Origin of the sequence: Flavobacterium sp. NKUCC04_CG (assembly GCF_019345525.1) — a bacterium.
Lineage (GTDB): Bacteria > Bacteroidota > Bacteroidia > Flavobacteriales > Flavobacteriaceae > Flavobacterium.
Genome location: NZ_JAHKRA010000007.1, coordinates 1 through 17,096, shown reverse-complemented (window position 1 = coordinate 17,096; position 17,096 = coordinate 1). Strand labels below are relative to the sequence as shown.

General features: G+C 38.1%; 18 protein-coding genes. 6 read left to right on the top strand and 12 right to left on the bottom strand.

The window, feature by feature from the left end; translation table 11 throughout:
* Positions 1–5: 5 nt before the first annotated feature.
* Together KO524_RS07050 and KO524_RS07045 are read right to left on the bottom strand one after the other, a co-directional pair.
* Positions 6–1,343: a dihydroorotase gene (locus KO524_RS07050; protein WP_219292348.1), complete on the bottom strand. Its 1,338-nt coding sequence runs from the start codon at positions 1,341–1,343 to the stop codon at positions 6–8.
* Positions 1,343–2,065 carry a polyprenol monophosphomannose synthase gene (locus tag KO524_RS07045; RefSeq protein WP_219292646.1) on the bottom strand — a complete coding sequence of 241 codons (723 nt, stop codon included), beginning with the start codon at positions 2,063–2,065 and terminating at the stop codon, positions 1,343–1,345. Before KO524_RS07045 ends, KO524_RS07050 begins: the two co-directional genes overlap by 1 nt.
* A gap of 105 nt (positions 2,066–2,170) precedes the next feature.
* Here KO524_RS07045 and KO524_RS07040 point away from each other — a divergent pair, with 105 nt between their 5' ends.
* Both KO524_RS07040 and KO524_RS07035 read left to right on the top strand, forming a co-directional pair.
* The gene (locus tag KO524_RS07040) at positions 2,171–2,836 is read left to right on the top strand and encodes a DUF4271 domain-containing protein (RefSeq protein WP_219292345.1); all 666 of its coding nucleotides are present in this window, start codon (positions 2,171–2,173) and stop codon (positions 2,834–2,836) included.
* A gap of 18 nt (positions 2,837–2,854) precedes the next feature.
* Positions 2,855–3,598: a uroporphyrinogen-III synthase gene (locus tag KO524_RS07035; RefSeq protein ID WP_219292342.1), complete on the top strand. Its 744-nt coding sequence runs from the start codon at positions 2,855–2,857 to the stop codon at positions 3,596–3,598.
* 256 nt (positions 3,599–3,854) lie between these two features.
* Here the strand turns inward: KO524_RS07035 and pckA are convergent, their stop codons facing one another.
* Both pckA and KO524_RS07025 read right to left on the bottom strand, forming a co-directional pair.
* A complete protein-coding gene (pckA, locus tag KO524_RS07030) occupies positions 3,855–5,468 on the bottom strand; it encodes a phosphoenolpyruvate carboxykinase (ATP) (protein ID WP_219292339.1) in 1,614 nt (537 codons plus the stop codon).
* A 76-nt stretch (positions 5,469–5,544) separates the two neighbouring features.
* Positions 5,545–5,937 (bottom strand): DUF423 domain-containing protein, encoded by a 393-nt coding sequence (locus tag KO524_RS07025; protein WP_219292336.1) that lies wholly within the window; start codon positions 5,935–5,937, stop codon positions 5,545–5,547.
* A gap of 118 nt (positions 5,938–6,055) precedes the next feature.
* Between KO524_RS07025 and KO524_RS07020 the strand changes: the two genes are divergently transcribed.
* Positions 6,056–7,405, top strand: coding sequence for a saccharopine dehydrogenase family protein (locus KO524_RS07020; protein WP_219292334.1), 1,350 nt, complete (start codon positions 6,056–6,058; stop codon positions 7,403–7,405).
* 63 nt (positions 7,406–7,468) lie between these two features.
* Here KO524_RS07020 and KO524_RS07015 read toward each other — a convergent pair whose 3' ends face one another.
* The 5 genes from KO524_RS07015 to KO524_RS06995 form a co-directional block, all read right to left on the bottom strand.
* Positions 7,469–9,160, bottom strand: a complete 1,692-nt coding sequence (locus KO524_RS07015) for an ABC transporter ATP-binding protein (protein WP_219292331.1) — start codon at positions 9,158–9,160, stop codon at positions 7,469–7,471.
* A gap of 129 nt (positions 9,161–9,289) precedes the next feature.
* A complete protein-coding gene (locus KO524_RS07010; protein WP_219292328.1) occupies positions 9,290–9,748 on the bottom strand; it encodes an OsmC family protein in 459 nt (152 codons plus the stop codon).
* Positions 9,749–10,294: 546 nt separating this feature from the next.
* The gene (locus KO524_RS07005) at positions 10,295–11,008 is read right to left on the bottom strand and encodes a 3'-5' exonuclease (protein WP_219292323.1); all 714 of its coding nucleotides are present in this window, start codon (positions 11,006–11,008) and stop codon (positions 10,295–10,297) included.
* 1 nt (position 11,009) lies between these two features.
* On the bottom strand, positions 11,010–12,167 hold the full coding sequence (locus KO524_RS07000; protein WP_219292320.1) for a serine hydrolase: 1,158 nt from the start codon (positions 12,165–12,167) through the stop codon (positions 11,010–11,012).
* A gap of 59 nt (positions 12,168–12,226) precedes the next feature.
* Positions 12,227–12,703: a methylated-DNA--[protein]-cysteine S-methyltransferase gene (locus KO524_RS06995; protein WP_255555176.1), complete on the bottom strand. Its 477-nt coding sequence runs from the start codon at positions 12,701–12,703 to the stop codon at positions 12,227–12,229.
* 46 nt (positions 12,704–12,749) lie between these two features.
* Here KO524_RS06995 and KO524_RS06990 point away from each other — a divergent pair, with 46 nt between their 5' ends.
* Positions 12,750–12,890, top strand: coding sequence for a hypothetical protein (locus tag KO524_RS06990; RefSeq protein ID WP_219292318.1), 141 nt, complete (start codon positions 12,750–12,752; stop codon positions 12,888–12,890).
* An 8-nt stretch (positions 12,891–12,898) separates the two neighbouring features.
* On the opposite strand, the gene KO524_RS06985 is transcribed toward KO524_RS06990, so the two are convergent.
* The gene (locus tag KO524_RS06985; protein ID WP_219292316.1) at positions 12,899–14,500 is read right to left on the bottom strand and encodes a fumarate hydratase; all 1,602 of its coding nucleotides are present in this window, start codon (positions 14,498–14,500) and stop codon (positions 12,899–12,901) included.
* Between the two features lie 225 nt (positions 14,501–14,725).
* Here KO524_RS06985 and KO524_RS06980 point away from each other — a divergent pair, with 225 nt between their 5' ends.
* Together KO524_RS06980 and KO524_RS06975 are read left to right on the top strand one after the other, a co-directional pair.
* A complete protein-coding gene (locus KO524_RS06980; RefSeq protein ID WP_219292313.1) occupies positions 14,726–14,929 on the top strand; it encodes a hypothetical protein in 204 nt (67 codons plus the stop codon).
* Between the two features lie 130 nt (positions 14,930–15,059).
* Positions 15,060–15,467 carry a hypothetical protein gene (locus KO524_RS06975; RefSeq protein ID WP_219292311.1) on the top strand — a complete coding sequence of 136 codons (408 nt, stop codon included), beginning with the start codon at positions 15,060–15,062 and terminating at the stop codon, positions 15,465–15,467.
* Positions 15,468–16,035: 568 nt separating this feature from the next.
* Here KO524_RS06975 and KO524_RS06970 read toward each other — a convergent pair.
* Positions 16,036–16,584: a hypothetical protein gene (locus tag KO524_RS06970; protein WP_219292308.1), complete on the bottom strand. Its 549-nt coding sequence runs from the start codon at positions 16,582–16,584 to the stop codon at positions 16,036–16,038.
* A gap of 1 nt (position 16,585) precedes the next feature.
* The gene (locus KO524_RS06965; RefSeq protein WP_219292305.1) at positions 16,586–16,780 is read right to left on the bottom strand and encodes a hypothetical protein; all 195 of its coding nucleotides are present in this window, start codon (positions 16,778–16,780) and stop codon (positions 16,586–16,588) included.
* Positions 16,781–17,096 lie beyond the last annotated feature (316 nt).

Here is a 17,096-nt window from a genome sequence, read left to right as displayed (position 1 = left end):
GCTTCTTATCTCTGAAACAACAATCGTTGTCCCGACTTTTTTTCATTAATTAATCCGTTTTCATAAACCAATTCTCCGTTGACAAAGGTGTGTGTTACTTTGGAGCTAAATGTTTGTCCCTCAAAAGGTGACCATCCACATTTATATAAAATATTATCAGTACTTACGGTCCAACTGGACTTGGGATTAATCAATACTAAATCGGCATGATATCCCTCACGTATAAACCCTCGCTCTTCGATTTGAAATAAAATGGCTGGGTTATGCGCCGTTTTCTCGACTATTTTTTCAAGGCTTATTTTACCGTTTTTACTTGCTTCCACCAAGGCTACTAGCGCGTGTTGCACCAAGGGCCCACCAGATGGCGCTTGACTATAAGGTTTGGCTTTTTCTTCTAAAGTATGTGGTGCATGATCGGTTGCAATCACATCTATTCGACCATCTAACAAGGCTTCCCATAAAGCTGCTCTATCCGCACCAGACTTAACTGCGGGATTCCACTTGATTAAATTTCCTTTAGTCGCATAATCTTCATCAGAAAACCAAAGGTGATGTACACACACTTCTGCGGTGATCTTTTTTTCACTTAGGGGAATGTCATTTCTAAAAAGCGCTGTTTCCACCGCGGTAGACACATGGAACACATGCAAACGTGCTCCGGTTTTTTTAGCCAAGGCAATCGCCTTAGAAGACGACAAATAACAGGCTTCTGCGCTTCGTATTAAAGGGTGGCATTCAACAGCGATATCGTCGCCAAATTGCTCTTTATAATGTGCTAAATTTTGTTGAATTGTAGCCTCGTCCTCCGCGTGTACCGCTATCAACATTTTAGTGCTAGAAAAAATCTTTTCGAGTACTTCTTCTCTATCGACCAACATATTTCCAGTTGAAGACCCCAAAAACAATTTGATACCCGCAACATTTCTTGGATTTGTCTTTAAAACCTCTTCCAAATTATCGTTTGTACCTCCCATCATAAAGGAATAATTGGCAAAAGACTTTTGACTGGCAATTTGATATTTGTCCTCTAGCAGCTCTTGAGTCACGGCATTGGGTACGGTATTGGGTTGTTCGATAAAAGACGTAATTCCTCCAGCAATAGCCGCTCGGGATTCACTTTCAATATCGCCTTTGTGCGTTAATCCCGGTTCTCTAAAATGAACCTGATCATCAATCATACCTGGCAATACCCAACATCCGGCTGCATCAATTACGCGTATTTGGCTTGTAGGGTCAATATTCGAAGCTATTTTTGCGATACGACCGTCTTCAATTAAGATGTCTGCGAAAACGACTTGACCCTCATTGACGATTTGTCCGTTTTTTATTAAAAATGCATTCATTATAGTTTGTTTAGTAGTTGTTTTATCCTAAGAGTAATTACCCCAAAAACGGCTTCTTTAATAATGCCGTTTGACATTTTCGATTCCCCTTGTGTTCGATCCGTAAAAATAATAGGGACTTCGACTATCTTAAATCCGCTAACAAATGCGCGGTATTTCATCTCAATTTGAAAAGCATATCCGATAAAACGAATGTTGTCTAATCGAATGTTTTCCAGAACTTCCCGTCGATAACAGATAAATCCAGCTGTGGTATCTCTTATTTTCATTCGGGTAATGAATCGCACATAAACCGAAGCAAAATACGATAACAATACGCGATTGAGAGGCCAGTTGACCACATTAACACCAGTAACGTATCTCGATCCAATACTCATCGCAGCTCCCTCTTCACAAGCCTGTAAAAGCAAAGGTAAATCCATTGGATTGTGTGAGAAATCGGCATCCATCTCGAAGATATGGGTATATGCACGATCCAATGCCCATCTAAAACCATGTACATAGGCCGTACCCAATCCTTCCTTCTGCTTCCTAACCTCGAGAAAAAGCCGGTTTGGAAACTGCTGTTGCAGAATCCGAACTCGCGCCGCAGTTCCATCTGGCGAATTATCGTCCACCACCAAAACGTGAAAATAATCCGGTAAACTCATCGTAACCGTAATGATGTTCTGTATGTTCTCGATTTCGTTATATGTGGGTATGATGACAACTCCTTGAGGCATTTTAATAGCGTTTACTTGCAAAAGTAAACTTTTTATATAAAGTTATTCCACAAATAAAATACAATATCCTTTTCTGAAAAAAAAATTAGTAATTTTACAGCCGTTATGATGGATATTACATTAACCCAAAGAGTGATTGAGAACAAAGACTGGGCAACATTATTGTTTTTGCTTTGCTTTGGCATTCTAGCAATTAATAGAAATGTCTATGAAGTTCGCTTTGCGGAATACCTCCGTCTGATCGTTTCGGAGAAATACACCAAGATTTACAAAGACAGTTCCAATATCAAAAACAGTTTTACCATATCCCTGTTTTTTGTTCAATTGATTTCGGGAACCTTTTTTGTCCAAATCTGCCTAAAGAGTTTTGGTTATATCAATCATTACTCGCTGATATCCTTTTTAAGAATTTTAAATTTCATCACCTTTTTTATTTTAGCCAAATACTTAATAGAGAAAATTGTAGCAATTGCATTTAATATCGAGGAGTTTTCTGAACAATTTAATTTACAAAAAGTTAATTACCGTACCTATGTCTCTTTGTTGATATTACCGGCTAATTTAATTCTTTTTTATAACGATTTTTCAAGCAAAATCCCCCTTTTCATCATAATGCTTGCATTAATGATAACAAACATCATCTTATACATCATCTTTTTAAGGAATTATCAAAATTTGATTCTTAATAGATTGTTTTATTTTATTTTGTATCTTTGCACTCTTGAAATAGCTCCCTATTTTTTCCTTTATTATTGGTTTACAAAATCTTAGAGCATTAGAACATAAATTATGAAAGTGAAAACAATTTTGGTTTCTCAACCAGAGCCTAAAGTAGAAAATTCACCGTATTTCGAATTACAACAGAAATTAAAGGTGAAGTTTGACTTTAGACCCTTTATTCATGTTGAGGGTGTCTCCGCAAAAGAAATTCGTCAGCAAAAAATTGATTTAAATAATTATACAGCAATTATTTTAACGAGCAAAAACTCTGTTGATCACTTTTTTCGTGTAGCTGAAGAGATGAGATATAAAGTTCCTGAAACTCTAAAATATTTCTGCCAATCAGAGGCCGTAGCTTATTACCTTCAAAAGTATGTGGTTTATCGAAAGAGAAAAATATACGTAGGTCTTAAAGATTTTGTAGATATCGCGCCCCTTATCAAGAAATACAAGGATGAGAAGTTCTTATTACCCGCTTCTGACCAATTAAACGCCGATGTACCAACGACCTTAAACGCGTTGAAAATCGACTGGACTGAAGGTGTATTTTACAGAACAGTGATGAGCGATCTTTCAGATTTAAAAGATGTGTATTATGACGTTTTGGCTTTCTTTAGCCCAACCGGAATAAAATCTCTTTTTATGAATTTTCCAGACTTTGAGCAAAACAATACTCGTATAGCCGTCTTTGGTAGCACTACTCAAAAAGAAGCTTTAGACCACGGTCTAAGAGTGGATATTATGGCACCAAGTCCAGAAGCTCCTTCGATGACTATGGCTTTGGAAAAATACATAACCAAAGCAAATAAATAGTAACCGACAAACGAGTCACTCATTTAAATAAAAATACTTTAAGATTAAAATAAAAGGGCTGTCTTTTTGAGACAGCCCTTTTATTTTAGAAGAAAACCAAAACAAGCCCGAAGAACTCCTTATAAAAGCCTTTAAGGCTAGTTTTTCCATTTTTACTAATAGACCTTGTCTAGAAAAAAACAAGCCGCAAAATCGCTTAAAAACAAGAAGCCAGATGATTTCTCATCTGGCTTTTTTATCTTTAAGAAAGAAAAATCTAAACTTGTGGACCTGCCGCTACTAGAGATTTACCTTCTTCATTATCGGTATAGTTTGCAAAATTCTTAACGAACAAAGCCGCTAAATCCTTTGCTTTAGTATCCCAGTCCGAAGCGTTTTGATAGGTATTTCTAGGGTCTAGAATTGCCGTATCTACCGCTTCTAAAGCTTTAGGAACTACCAAATTAAAAATAGGAACGATTTCCGTTTCCGCTTCTTCGATAGAACCATTTAAAATACTATCGATAATAGCTCTAGTATCCTTTATAGAAATTCGCTTACCCGTTCCGTTCCATCCGGTGTTTACCATATAAGCCGTCGCGTTGTGCTGCTCCATTTTCTTTACCAACTCCTCACCGTATTTGGTTGGATGCAAAGATAAGAACGCCTTACCGAAACAAGCTGAAAATGTTGGTTCAGGTTGTGTAACTCCTCTTTCAGTACCAGCTAATTTTGCTGTAAACCCAGAAAGGAAATAATATTTTGTTTGTTCAGGTGTCAATTTAGAAACCGGAGGCATTACCCCAAAAGCATCTGCCGTTAAGAAGATTACTTTGGTAGCATGTCCAGCCTTAGAAACCGGCTTAACAATATTGTCAATATGATAAATTGGGTAAGAAACACGGGTATTTTGAGTGGTAGAACCGTCTTTAAAGTCAATTTTACCCCCTTCTAAAACCGTTACATTTTCCAATAACGCATCTTTACGGATGGCATTATAGATATCCGGTTCGTGTTCTTTACTCAAGTCAATGGTTTTAGCATAACAACCTCCTTCGAAGTTAAAAACACCATCATTGTCCCATCCGTGTTCATCGTCACCGATTAATTCGCGTTTTGGATCTGTTGAAAGCGTTGTTTTACCTGTACCTGACAAACCAAAGAAAACCGCTACATCCCCATCCTTACCTTTATTGGCAGAACAGTGCATGGAAGCCATTCCTTGCAAAGGCAAATAGTAGTTCATCATCGCAAACATTCCCTTTTTCATCTCTCCACCATACCAAGTACCTCCAATGATTTGGATTTTCTCTGTTAGGTTAAATGCAATATAAACCTCCGAATTTAATCCGTAGTCCTTATATTTTTCAAAAGAAGTCTTAGACGCATTCATCACGACGAAGTCTGGCTCACCGAAGTTATCCAATTCTTCCTGTGTAGGGCGAATAAACATGTTTTTAACAAAATGCGCTTGCCAAGCCACTTCCATGATAAATCTCACTTTTAAACGCGAGTTCTCATTAGCTCCACAAAAAGCATCTACTACATAAAGCTTTTTATTAGAAAGTTGCTTAACTGTATTTTCTTTAAGCGCATTCCAGGTATTTTGGTCGATGGGTTTGTTGTCGTTTACACTTTGAGGAGAATTCCACCAAACTGTATTTTCTGTAACCGCATCCTTAACTATATATTTATCTTTAGGTGAACGTCCTGTAAACACACCTGTCATTACATTTATTGCTCCAAGCTCTGTTAATTCGCCTTTTTCGAACCCTTCTAATTTTGGGCTAATTTCCTCGTCATACAAATATTCGTAAGAAGGGTTGTGAATAATCTCAACCGCATCTGCAATGCCGTATTTTTCTAACGAGATAGATTTAGAAACATTCATATCTATAAAATGTGTTGTTGTTAATATGTTTGCAAACTTAGAAATAAATTTAAAAATATCGATACTAAAATCGGTTTTAAATCCCTTTTTTGACAAAAAATGCCTGATATGCGACCGTAAACCAAGCCGTAATCAACAAAAGACCTCCTACAGGAGTAATTGGCCCTAAAAACTTAAAATCTATAGGCGTCAGATCATTAGTCGCCAACAAATAAATGGAGCCTGAAAAAAACAACACTCCAAAACCAACCAAATATGCAATAGCTTTTTTTGCCTTAGCAGTGCAGCTAGGCGTGATACTTACAAAAAGTAAAAATAAGGCGTGATACACCTGATACCGCACCCCCGTTTCGAAGGTTAGCAATTGACTTTCATCGAGTACTGCCTTAAGTCCATGAGCGCCAAAAGCACCCAAAATCACAGCAATTCCTCCCAAAAGAGCCGCTAAACCCAATATCTTTTTGTCCATGTTCTTTTTATTTCAAATATACAATTCTTTAAATTAACTTCCTTTCAAAATAAAATGGTTTTTTATTTTTTAGCGCTAGTGAAATCGCTATTTTCGTGTTTTAATTAAAAACCACATTATGAGAAATATTTTAATTGTTGGAGCAGGTCGATCAGCTTCATCTCTAATTAAATATCTATTAGAAAAATCCGATTTAGAAAATTTACATTTGACTATAGCTGATCTTTCATTAGAATTGGCTCAAAAGAAAACAAATAAGCACCCTAATGCTACTGCTATAGCTCTTGATTTACACGATGTTGATCGCCGTAGAGAAGAGATTGCCAAGGCGGACATTGTCATTTCTATGCTTCCTGCCTTTTTACATATTGAATTGGCAAAAGATTGTTTGACTTACAGAAAGCACTTGGTAACCGCATCCTATATTAGTCCAGAAATGGCCGCTTTGGATGAAGAGGTTAAGAAAAACGGTTTGGTTTTTATGAACGAAATCGGACTTGATCCGGGTATCGACCATATGAGTGCCATGAAAATCTTAGACGAAATACGCGCCAAAGGTGGAAAAATCATCTTGTTTGAATCGTTCTGTGGTGGTTTAGTAGCTCCAGAATCGGATGATAATTTATGGAATTACAAGTTTACTTGGAATCCGAGAAATGTGGTATTGGCCGGACAAGGCGGTGCCGCAAAATTTATTCAAGAAGGACAGTACAAATACATTCCCTATAACAAGCTTTTCAGAAGAACGGAGTTTATGGAAATCGAAGGCTATGGCCGCTTTGAAGGTTATGCCAATAGAGACTCCCTAAAATACCGCTCCGTTTACGGACTGGACGATGCGCTAACGGTTTTTAGAGGAACCATACGTAGAGTTGGCTATTCCAAAGCTTGGAATATGTTTGTTGAATTGGGACTAACCGATGACAGTTATACCATAGACAATTCCGAACAGATGTCGTACCGCGAATTTATCAATTCGTATTTACCTTACCATCCGTCAGATTCGGTTGAAATCAAATTGCGATTGGCTTTAAATCTCGATCAAGATGACATTATGTGGGACAAGTTGATGGAATTGGATATTTTTAATCCCGATAAAATTATCGGTTTAAAAAAGGCCACTCCTGCACAAATACTGGAAAAGATATTAAGCGATAGTTGGGACTTAAAAGAACACGACAAAGACATGATAGTGATGTATCACAAGTTTGGTTATGAATTGGACGGTGTACGCAAAGAAATCGACTCTAAAATGGTTTGTATTGGCGACGATCAAACCTATACTGCTATGGCTAAAACCGTAGGATTACCCGTTGCCATAGCCGCTATAAAAATACTTAAGGGAATTATCTCTACGCCAGGGGTGCAAATGCCTATTGAAAAAGAGGTTTACGAACCGATTTTACAAGAGTTAGAACATTACGGAATTGTATTTCACGAAAAAGAAGTTCCTTATACCGGATACTAATCCAACACAATAGCCTTTTCAACACCCATTGAAAGGGCTATTTTTAACCCCTTGATTTCGCATTTAATTTTTTGATCGCGGAATGGCTTCAATTAAGGTTTGCGTATAGGCCGTTTGAGGATGCTGATATAAGGCATCCGCCTCATTCATCTCCACAATCCTTCCCTTGTTCATCACCGCCACTTGATCGGACATGTATTTTACCACGGCCAAATCGTGGGAAATAAACAGATAAGTAAAACCGAAATTTTCTTTGAGTTCGTTTAACAGGTTTAAAACTTGGGCCTGAACAGAAATATCCAAAGCAGAAACCGATTCATCACAAACGATGAGCTTGGGCTGTAAGGCTATGGTTCGGGCAATACCTATTCGCTGTCGTTGTCCGCCAGAAAATTCATGGGGATAACGATTAAAACAAGTTTCATCTAATCCTACACGTTCTAATATCTCGACGGTTTTGTTTTTTCGTTCGCGATCAGAACCGTACAGTCCATGCACCTTCATAGGCTCCATAATGGCTTTTCCCACCGTGATACGCGGATTTAGTGAGGAATACGGATCTTGAAAGATAATTTGAATTTCCTTTCTCAACGCCCTTAAAGCACTTTTAGACAAATGCGTAACGTCTTTTCCCCTATAAAAAATAGAGCCCGAACTGGCGCGGTCCAATTGAAGAATTGCATTGCCTAAAGTCGATTTTCCACAACCACTCTCTCCTACCAATCCCAAAGTCTCGCCTTCGTAAATCTTTAAATTGACCTCGGATAAGGCCTGAAATTTCGATTTCGAAAACCAATTTCCTCCGTTTAAATACTCCTTTCCCAAGTCGCGAATTTCCAATAAGGGTTCTTGTTGGTAAAGCACTTCCAAACGCTGTTTTCGCTCTTGTGCGGTGACAACCTCGGATAACGGTGTTTGGTTTAAAAAGTCGGATATGGTCGGTAAGCGCTCTAAGCGGAAATCCAACGATGGTCTCGAGCTGATTAAAGCCCGCGTGTATATATGTGTGGGGTTTTCAAAAATTTGTTGCGTATTGCCCTGCTCAACAAGCTCTCCTTTATATAAAACTAAAGTGCGCTGTGCAATTTCAGAAATCAACGCCAAGTCGTGAGTAATAAACAAGATACTCATAGCCGTTTCGCGTTGTAAATCTTGCAATAAGGTGATGATTTCCCTTTGAACGGTAACATCCAAGGCCGTAGTAGGCTCATCAGCAATGAGCAACTGCGGCTTACAAGCTATGGCCATGGCAATCATGACCCTTTGTTTTTGTCCGCCCGAGATTTGATGCGGATATTTATTAAAAATTCCCTGTGGATCAGGCAGTTTTACCTTTTCAAAAAGGGCCAATACCTCAGATTTAATAGCGGCTTTAGAAGCGGTTGTATGCTCTGCCAACATCTCGGCAACCTGAGCACCACAACGCATAGAAGGATTTAATGAACTCATAGGCTCTTGGAAAATCATTGCGATTTTCCGACCGCGTACCGACCGCCAATCTCTTGAAGTATTTTGAGTCAAATCGACCTGATCAAAAACAATCTGCCCCTCGGATATACGAGAAACCGCCTCGGGCAATAAACCCATCAACGCCAAAGAAGTCACCGACTTTCCAGAACCAGACTCTCCGACTATACCAACAATTTCATTGGCACCGATATAAAAAGAAAGATTTTTGATAATGGGCTTCCATACTTTATCGACTTTAAATTCGATGGAAACAGATTTTACTTCTAAAACTTTGGTTGGTGACATAGCTTATTATTGATCATTGAAATGTAGTGCAATGTATTAAAATAAAAAATGCTAAGCCTTTAAAATAGCGTTCTCTTTACAATTATTTAGAAAGAGAACGCTGTTTCTCTCCCAATTCCGCTTCGACGACTAAGCCACCTTAACCTCATCATATTCCTTTACTAAAGTCAATATAACCGCCGCCGATTTATTCATAGTAGCATAAACCGGACAACGCCTTTTTACCGAATCCATCCATTGTTTTAAAGCTACTATTGAAGCACTCGACGTAGGCTTGATGACCACGTGTACCGTTTTAAAACCCTTGTTGCTTTTCTCTATGGCCGAATCCGACTTAAGCACTTCTATTTCACCGGATATCTCCAATTGAATCGACTTTAAATTCAATTCCTGCTCCTTTGCAACGGCTTTACCAACTGCATGAATACTCCCAGCCAAACTCGCCAAAAGAAATTCCACAGAACTGGAAGGTTTTGAAGTCACAAAACCCACCTCATTGTTTAGGGTTAAAGAAAAATCTTTCGACTTGACGACGAACTGACTCTCTTTGGCTGAAAAACCCAATACTTTTACTACTTTTTTACTCATCACTTTTATTTTAAAAAATTTAAAAAACCTCTTTTTACGCTATAAAAAAAGTCCTCTTGGAACGGTTACCAAAAGGACTTATTATTTCATTCATACGAATTTAAAAACACATCATTTTAGGCAACCAGCAAGACACAAGTGCATATAAGACCACTTGGAAATAAACGTTGAAATAATACAATTGAAATTCATAAGTTATTTTTATTATCTATTATTATAGGCTGTTTTGACACAGCATCTTTAATTTGTTAATCAACTTTGCCGGTATTTAGCGAAACCAACATTTTGGCTCTAACTCCTATTTTACCAAAAACGCTGTTTTCAAAATACGGTAAAAAAAAAAGCCCTCGCAAAAGGCGAGGGCTCTAAATATATATTTTATACTGAAATAAAATTACACAACAAGACCCCTCGCGGATAGAATCCACATGGTAAAATTTGATGAATAATGTTTATTAGTGTTCATTTTTTTTTCTTTGATGTCACAAATTTGACGATGTTTTACCAACTAACCTATTGAAATTCAATTTTTAACTTTTCTTTAACTCAAATTGAAAATAATTCATTTTCAACCAATAATTCTTGTCTTTTAAAGCGCAAAACAATCTGTGCAACAGCAACGACATCTTTTTCGCAATAGGTTATAATGCGATCGATATCCTTATCTTTATAATAGACAGCTGCAACTTGACTACCGTCTATATCGTCTTTAGGCGAAGGGATTCCCAATATCTTTGTCAATAGTTTTAAAGATGTATAGTGTTTAAAATCGCCAAACTTCCACAATTCCAAAGTATCCAAATGCGGTATCTCCCAAGGTTTTTTTCCAAACAAATTGAGTTTTGATGGAATTTTCAATCCGTGAATTATCATGCGTCTCGCTAGGAATGGGTAGTCGAACTCCTTAGCATTGTGTCCGCATAACACATATTGAGGTTTGCTAAAATGCGTTTCCAACAGTGCACTAAAATCCTTTAGCAACTGCGGTTCCTTCCCGAAAAAAGAGGTGGTCCGAAACTGCCGAATGTCGTTTTTAAACACAAAATAACCGACGGAAATACATACAATTTTGCCAAATTCAGCCCAAATACCGGCATGGGAATAAAAGTCTTCTGCCGTAGTGTTTTCCTTTCGTTGATAGGCCGTTTTGGCTTCATAGAGCAATTGCATTTCGGCATCCAATTCTTCATACTGTTCTTGTTCTGGGACGGTTTCTATATCCAAAAACAAGATATGCTCTAAGGGAATTTTATCAATCATGTTATTTTCTTTTAGACAGCATTTGGTAAGCTTCATCCACATAAATATAAAAGTCCTTACTGTGTGCATCTTCAGCGGTCTCCAATCCTTTTAAATGCCCCAGTCGTACAATAATAATATCGTCTTCAGGAATAACGATTACGAATTGCCCCAAATGGCCTCTCATATAAAACATGTGTTTGTTGCGGTAATTATTAAGCCACCAGCCGTATCCGTATTGAGGACTTTCGGGAAAACGCGGTTGTATGGATTTGGCCACAAAAGCACTGTCTAAAAGCTGTTGTCCCTCCCATTTTCCATATTGTTTATACAATTTTCCAAAACGCGCAAAATCCCTAGCATTACTAGCAATACAACAATAGGCCTTTTCAATGCCATCTCCGTCGTGATCCAATTGCCATAAAGCGTCATTTTCGGCGCCCATCGGTTGCCAAAATTTTTCAGAAACATAGTCGGCCAATGGTTTTTTTACCGCTTTTTCCAAAACCATCGCTAGTAATTCGGTATCGCCACTTTTATATTCAAAGTGTTGTCCGGGCTGGTTTTTGATTTGCAACCCCATCATCACCTTACGCAAGTCCTTGTCGAAATACGCTCTGGTTACGATTGAAAGTGGGCTGTAATATTGCTCATCCCAATCTAATCCAGAAGCCATGGACGACAAATCACCTACCGTAACTTGGTCTTTGTAAGCCCCCTCCAATTCGGGTAAGAAATCGATAAGCTTTTGATCCAATCCCTTGATTTTACCCTCCTGTATGGCTTTACCCAAGGCAGCAGAAACCACGCTTTTTGCCATAGAAAATGAATTGCTTTTGGAATCTTTATCGTAACCGTCGTAATAACTCTCATACCAAATACTGTCATTTTTAATAATCATAAAAGCGACGGTTTTCAAGTCTTTATTGGTTTTTTCCAATCGTTCTGTTGCCGGAACGGTATTGTAATCTATAGCCATTTGCCAGGGTTGGGCTATGTCTTTTTTGATTTCTCGGTTGGGGAAATATTTATAATCGTCTAAGAAAGCGGTTTTATGTCCGTGAAAATAAACGGTTCGAACGGCTGTAATTAAATAATCTACTTTAAAAATATACATCAAAGCAACGATAGCCACCAACGTAATTATTACGATTTTAAGTATTTTAAACAGTTTTTTCATCGGTTTATATTTAATTTGCACACTAAAATACTAATTTTATTGTATTCGCAATGGATTCTTTAAAACAAAGATTGCTGTTTGGCTTCGGACTCGTGTTCTAACAGCCATTTTTTAACCGCCAAGCCCGCTGTAAATCCGGTTAACGAACCGTCTTTTCCAATAACGCGATGGCACGGTATAACGATTAATAAAGGATTTTTACCATTGGCACTTGCCGCTGCACGTATGGCTTTAACATTGCCCAATCGCTTGGACATTTCGAGATAAGATACCGCCCTACCGTAGGGAATGTTTTGCAATTCCCGCCATACCTTTTGTTGAAAATCGGTACCGATTGGATGCAAACACAAATCAAAAGTTTGGCGATTTCCCTCAAAATATTCTGTGAGTTGTGTTTGTGTTGCATCGATGTATTTCGAAGTATTCTCAGTAGCAACGTCTGCAATTGTTGCCATTCGAATTTGAGTCATTCCCAATTCATCGGCTTCGAGAAAAAGGGTTCCGAATGGCGTGGACATCAAGGCAGTTATCGTCATGGTATATAGGTGTTTTAGCAGTCAAGCAAATATATATCTTTTCGCAATGGCTATCAACCCTATTCGCGTTAAGGGGTGGAGCGGCATCCTTTGGCAAAGCGGTAGCGACGCCAAAGATATAGCGGAACACCTGACCCGTAGGGGAACGTCCAAAAACAAAAAAGCCACCCTAAGGGATGGCTCTTAATGATTCATTTATAAGTTGGCAAAAAAATCATTGCCCTTATCGTCGGTGATGATGAAGGCAGGGAAGTTTTTTACGGTGATTTTTCGCACCGCTTCCATGCCGAGTTCCTCAAAGTCAACGACTTCAACTTTTAATATATTTTCTTTGGCCAGTATCGCCGCTGGTCCACCTACAGAACCGAGATAGAATCCACCGAACTGTTCACAGGCTTCGGTGACGTCTTTCGAGCGGTTTCCTTTGGCCAACATGATTTTACTACCGCCTGCTGCTTGAAATTCTTTGACATAAGGGTCCATTCTTCCCGCAGTGGTTGGTCCGAAACTTCCTGAAGCCATTCCCTCCGGAGTTTTTGCTGGACCTGCGTAGTAAATGGGATGGTTTTTGAAATACTCTGGCATCTCTTCCCCATTGTCCAACATCTCCTTGATTTTCGCATGTGCAATATCACGTGCTACAATCACGGTTCCGTTTAACATCAAACGCGTTTTAATCGGATACTTAGTCAATTCAGCTAAAATATCATCCATAGGCATATTCAAGTCAATCACTACTGGAGCCTCGAGATGTGGCGCAACCGCTGGCAACAAACGCGCAGGGTTTTGCTCCAATTGTTCTACAAAAATCCCTTCCGCTGTGATTTTCCCCTTGATATTTCTGTCGGCAGAACAGGAAACCCCCAATCCAACCGGACAAGAAGCCGCATGGCGAGGCAAGCGAATCACCCGCACATCATGTGTAAAATATTTACCTCCAAATTGCGCTCCGATCATCGACTCCTGACAAATTAATTGCAGTCGCTTTTCCCACTCTAAGTCTCTAAAGGCTTGTCCGCCCATATTACCCGTAGTGGGTAAATGGTCGTAATATCCGGCAGAAGCTTTTTTAACAGCTGCTAAATTGGCCTCCGCAGAGGTTCCTCCAATGACCAACGCCAAATGATAAGGCGGACAAGCAGAGGTTCCTAAGTCCTTTATTTTTTCACGTATAAACTCGGCCATTGACTTGTCGTTCAACAGCGATTTGGTCTTTTGGTATAAAAAGGTTTTGTTTGCCGATCCACCACCTTTAGCCAAAAACAAAAACTCATAAGCCGCTCCTGTAGTAGCATATAAGTCAATCTGTGCCGGTAAATTGGATCCGGAGTTTTTCTCTTCAAACATGCTGATCGGCACAATCTGAGAATATCTCAAGTTTTTCTTTTGATACACATTAAAGATTCCCTTAGACAACCATTCGGCATCGTTTACACCTGTATAAATATTTTCTCCTTTTTTTCCCACAACAATAGCCGTTCCGGTATCTTGACAAGAAGGCAATTGCCCCTCTATAGCCACAGCAGCATTTTGAAGTAAGTTATAGGCCACAAAACGGTCGTTGTCCGTAGCTTCCGGATCGTCCAATATGGCGCGCAGTTTTTCCAAATGTGCGGTGCGCAACATAAAGGAAACATCGTCCATCGCAGTCTCAGCTAACAATTCCAATCCACGAGGATCAACGGTTAAAATTTGACGATTGCCTAAATTTTCTACTTGTACAAAATCGGAAGTGATTTTACGGTAAGTGGTCGTATCCTTCTGGATTGGATAAGGGTCTTGATAAAAAAAGTCCATGGAATTGTTAGTTTATTTTTGTTGAAGTAAAATTACAAAATCACTTTTGCAAAAAACCTTAGAATGGCTCTAAATAGCGCATTAACTACGGCAATCCTCCCTTTTTAGATAAAAAACCGTTTTGCATAATTATTTATTTGTTTTGTACCTAATTAAATATTAAACTTGCAATAAGTTATATATTTTTAAGTTTTTATACCAAAATCAACAATACTATTTACGAAGATGCAACAAACTAATAATTTTACGGTGACTATCCTAATAAGCATTTGGTTGTGTCTCAGTGTGGCACTGTTTTTTATCGCGGTATTTTTTACAGTTTCCGGAAATCCAGATTTAGCGGGAACTCTTTATATCACCTCATTGCTCAGTACTCCGATATCGGCTGTCGCTTTAGGACTTCAATTAAGAAAAAAGAGTTTGCAATAATTGAGTTGCTGTTTTACTGCTTGCACTTAAGAATACTTAAAACATTTAAAATCTTTTCTCGTAAAAAAAACGCGAAAAGCAGGGGCTATTTCGTTACTTAATGTAATTTTGTCCTTCAAACCCTAGCACGATGTTATATATCCCTGTTTTTAGTCAATTTTTTGAACAAGTCAAGTCAAGTATTAACGACGGCACCTTCGCCAAGTTAACTATGGCAAAAACCATGGGGGATACGGATCTTAAGAATATTTATGTACGCCTAAATATATTGGAAACCGGCGGTTATAACTTTGCCCTTACATCCCGATACAAAACTGAAGAAATAGAGAGTTTTCACACGGTTGACGAAACTTTTATGCTTTTGAGTTCTTACATAAAAAAACCGTTTACAACCGCCCTACTGTTTACTACAGAACAAGATTTAACTTTTAAAGTCAATAAGAAAAACATAGGGAGTCTTATCGAACAAGCACCTACCTTTAAAAATGCTTCTCCCGTTATGCTGGAGATGATTGAAAAAGGAATTGTAAAGCTTTAAGGGGTTTTTATACCTTTTTTTGTACAGTGTATATAAAACAAAATCCCAGCTGTTTACGGTTGGGATTTTTTGTTTATTCGTACCACACCAAGGGATTGACTCCGTCGAATTTTATTTGGTACGGTAGCGGGGTACGTTCGAGCAAAATTTTGTTTTCAAAGATTGAGTGTGCTAAAATTCTCTTCATTTTGTCTTGACACAAAACGAAGCAAAAAGTCAAGACACTATAAAAAATTCCTAAAATCACTTGACTACGCCTAAAAGATTTTAACTCCCTTCGGTCAAACACAAAATCTTTTTTCGGCTCCGTTGCAGTGATTTCTTAACGGATTTTTTATAAGGTCGAAAAGATTCTGCAAAATTAATAAGTACAGTACAAAGTGAAAACTAGGATTATACCTATCCCTGTAATTATTTAAGAATTCGGGCACTGCCGGGAGATTGACTACTTGGTTGTCAAGTAAATATACGAAATCACTATTAAAAAAATAAGTTTAAACACATGGAAATCAACTGTTTAACACATTAACTTAATGACATTATTCGTGCGGTAGCGGGGGATACAAAATCACTTAAATCTAATACTCTCAAAAACTTTAATTAAATCAAACTGTTCTTCTATTGTCAAATCTTTAGCAACAATAGTTAAACTATTTTCACCTATTGCTTGAAAACAAGCTCCTATTTCCCCACCTTTATTTGTTCTTTTAGGTATTTTTATTTTTGCTATATTCCCATTAATAGTATCATAATAATAGTAGCACTCTAAAAAAACTCCTTGCATTTGGTCTATTTCCGGTGTGTGTGAAGAATACAATCCTTCTAAACTCATCCCTAAGGAGTCATATTTCTTTATCTGTTCTTTACTAAAAACCTTAATCGTTTCATCAAAATTTTGTGAGTACTTTCCGAAATCAAAATACACTGTATCACCATTTTTTGTTAGCAAAGCATTAACTTGAGAATCAATACCCTCAATATAAATTTCATTCCAACTCTTAGGTACACAAGCTGTATAATACTGAAAATCAATATTCATAAAATCTTTTTTTAATTCGCAAGAAGTCACCAACAATAACACTGATATACAGAACAAGACTTTATTTATTTTATCCATTTTATTTAATCTTATTTGAATCTATAAAACTGTTTACCTGATTTTTTATATTCCCTTTATAATTGTCTTTAGATAGATTAGATTGTTTATAAACTCCATCCCCCGACGTAGCTCCTAATGGTCCATACCCACCACCAACGATTTGTCCACGTTCTTTAACGTCAGTGCTTAACGAGCTATTCAGAGTCTCATTCATCAATCCTCCTTTTTTATGTTCGAGACCCCCGCTGCCGAACGAATCCTTTCGTGTGGCAAATCAATATTCTAATATTCAACTCTTAAACCCCCCGCTGCCGAACGAATCCTTTCGTGTGGCAAATCAATATTCTAATATTCAACCCCCGCTGCCGCACGAATCCTTTCGTGTGGCAAATCAATATTCTAATATTCAACTCTTAAACCCCCCGCTGCCGCACGAATCCTTTCCCCGCTGCCGCACGAATCCTTTCGTGTGGCAAATCAATATTCTAATATTCAACTCTTAAACCCCCGCTGCCGAACGAATCCTTTCG